Source organism: Pseudomonadota bacterium (assembly GCA_026388315.1).
In the GTDB taxonomy this organism is placed as follows: Bacteria; Desulfobacterota; Syntrophorhabdia; order Syntrophorhabdales; family Syntrophorhabdaceae; genus MWEV01.
The window spans coordinates 1-2,529 of sequence record JAPLKA010000042.1 but is presented as its reverse complement, the minus strand read 5'-3'; the positions used below and the strand labels follow the sequence as shown (position 1 = coordinate 2,529).

General features: G+C 46.3%; 2 protein-coding genes. Both read right to left on the bottom strand.

Features of this window, described 5'->3' with window-relative positions:
- Positions 1-252: 252 nt before the first annotated feature.
- Complete coding sequence (gene istB / locus NTX75_04190; GenBank protein ID MCX5815429.1) at positions 253-1,032, bottom strand: IS21-like element helper ATPase IstB; 780 nt, start codon at positions 1,030-1,032, stop codon at positions 253-255.
- Complete coding sequence (istA, locus tag NTX75_04185) at positions 1,020-2,267, bottom strand: IS21 family transposase (protein ID MCX5815428.1); 1,248 nt, start codon at positions 2,265-2,267, stop codon at positions 1,020-1,022. Before istA ends, istB begins: the two co-directional genes overlap by 13 nt.
- Positions 2,268-2,529: the final 262 nt, after the last annotated feature.

Sequence of the window (2,529 nt, the reverse complement as noted above, 5' to 3'; positions counted from 1 at the left end):
TAGGTAAAAACAGCACTTCAAGCCCTAAAATTGGCCATTTTCCATGCATAAAACTCCTTATTTCAATGGGTTAGTTTTTATAACTCAACACTCAAAACTCAGAACTCAACACTGCTTTTAAAGGGCTTGGTCCGACCCCAATTACGCCCCCTCTCATTTCATATCCTCTACCAACCCGTTGTCAATAGGATTTAAATGTGTACCATTTATGGGAATTGAAAAGTGTACCACCCATAACCAATACGAAACTTCTTAAGTTGGCAGAGTGTTCACGATTTCACCTCCTTGTGGTTGAAGAACTTTTTGATTAAAGGCATGTTCTTTTAATCGGTAACTATGTCCTTTGATGTTAACAACCTTACTGTGATGCAGGAGCCGGTCAAGGATGGCCGTAGCAATAACGGGGTCTCCGAAGAGTTCCTGCCAGTCGGCAAAGCTTTTGTTTGAAGTGATGATTGTTGAGCTTTTCTCATAGCGATAGGAGACGAACTGGAAAAAGAGATATGCTTCACGGCTGTCCACGGGGAGATAGCCAGCTTCGTCAACGATAACCAGGGAAGAGTTCAGATAGGCTTTCCCCGTAGCCTGGCTTTCCTTCAGTTTGCCGATCAAGGCGTTCATGGTGGTGAAGTAAACCTTAAACCCATGGCAGCATGCCTTGATGGCGAGCGAGATGGCCAGATGGGTTTTCCCCACGCCTGGAGGCCCCAGGAATATGACATTCTCATGTTTCGAGATAAAGGTCAGATCAAAAAGCTCCATGACTATTTTTTTATCCAATTGGGGGTGAAAGGAGAAGTCATATTCCTCGATGGTCTTGGCTGTTGGTAACCCGGCCGTTTTCATGGCTGTGTGGATTCTTCTCGTTTCCTTATTGGCCACTTCCTCTTCCAGGAGGTGGTCCAGGAAAGAAAGATAAGAGACTTCGTTATTTTCCGATTGCATCACGGTATGATCAAGGACTTCGGCGGCCCTGGTCAGTTTTAACCTCTTTAGATTATCCTGCAGGCGTTCATAGGTCAACTGTTCCATAGAACACCTCCTTGAGCATATTTTTCGTATTCGGCAAGGGGCCGGTAACTGACGTCGTCATATAAGCTGTTGCTGACCAGGCCCCGTGTGGCCTTGCCCTTGTGACGGCCGTATTTGCGGTTTAACTGCTCTTTGTCATGTTTTAGCTGCTCATAGATATGAGGATCGCCGATGAGATTGTGTTTCGTTTTCGGTTCCCGGTAACTGGCCAAAAGTTCCTGGTCATGGTAAATGCGTAGCAGATCTCCCTTGATCTTTATCATCACCTGTTTGCCGACTACATGATAGGGAACGTAATACCGGTTGCCGTTATAGGAAAGCTGGCAGTCCTTATACACTTTGCGGAAAACCTTCAGAGATGTGTCATAGTCTACAGGCGGGTGACTCTTCAAGCAGGGGATCTCCTTCGCCCATCTCTCGTCGACAGGTTCACGGTGAGTACCATGAATCCGGCCATTGGCTGTGTCATTAAGCCAGGCGATAACATCCTCGTTGGTTTTTTGAATGGAGTTGAAGTCATGTCCCCGCCAGAAGCGCTCACGGACATAATGTATGGGCCGCTCCACTTTTCCTTTCACCCATGGACTATAGGGTGGGGCAACCAAGGGTAAAAAACCATAATGATGGGCGAAGTAGAAAAATTCGATGTTAAAAGCCGGTTTGCCATTCTCTCTGCCGATAACCACATTTTTCATGTTATCGTACAAAGTCTCTGCCGGAATGCCCTTAAAATAACGGAACGCATTGATATGACAATCCATAAAAACATCCAGGGTACAGCGCTCTACAAACTCGATGTACATGGCCCGGGAATAACCGAGAACCATTACAAAGGCATAAATAGTGTTTGTCTTCCCATCAGATCCCTGAATCTGGAAATCGCCCCAGTCAACCTGGGCCTGGAGTCCCGGTTCCGTCTCAAAACGGATATACGCCAACTGAGTCTTCTGTTCTTTGATAGTACCGACATAATGTTTTACCGTATCGTAGCCGCCGGGGTATCCGATCCTTTTGATTCTATCGAAAATCCAGGTTGCCTGGTAGTCATCCTGGTCAAGGAAGCCATTGATGATCTGCTTATATGGTTCCAGAATGCTTACGCCTCGTTTATGCTTATGGTAATGAGGGAACTCTTTGTTCTCAATATGCTTCTTCACTGTATTTCTGTGACGGCCCAGTTTAAGAGCAATCTGTCTTACACTTAAACCTGAATGCTGCATAGCTATAATGTCCATAAATACCTCCTCGGAAATCATCGGCAACACCTCCCTTCAGGGGAGACATTACCACATGCTTGCTACCCGGAGGTGGTACACTTTTCATTCCCGAATCTGGTACATTATATCAATCCCGTCGACACCCGTGAAAGGTCTTCACCCATTCATTCCATAGGCGATCAAAATCCGGCGTGTTTTTCAGCATTGGCCCCAATCGGTCGAGCCATGCCTTTTCGTTCCACTCTCGCAACGTGTCCGAAGTCAGACCCCTAATATCAGG

Coding starts and splice junctions, on each gene's coding strand:
- istB (MCX5815429.1), bottom strand. CDS start 1,032: ATGGAACAGTTGACCTATGAACGCCTGCAGGATAATCTAAAGAGGTTA.
- istA (MCX5815428.1), bottom strand. CDS start 2,267: ATGGACATTATAGCTATGCAGCATTCAGGTTTAAGTGTAAGACAGATT.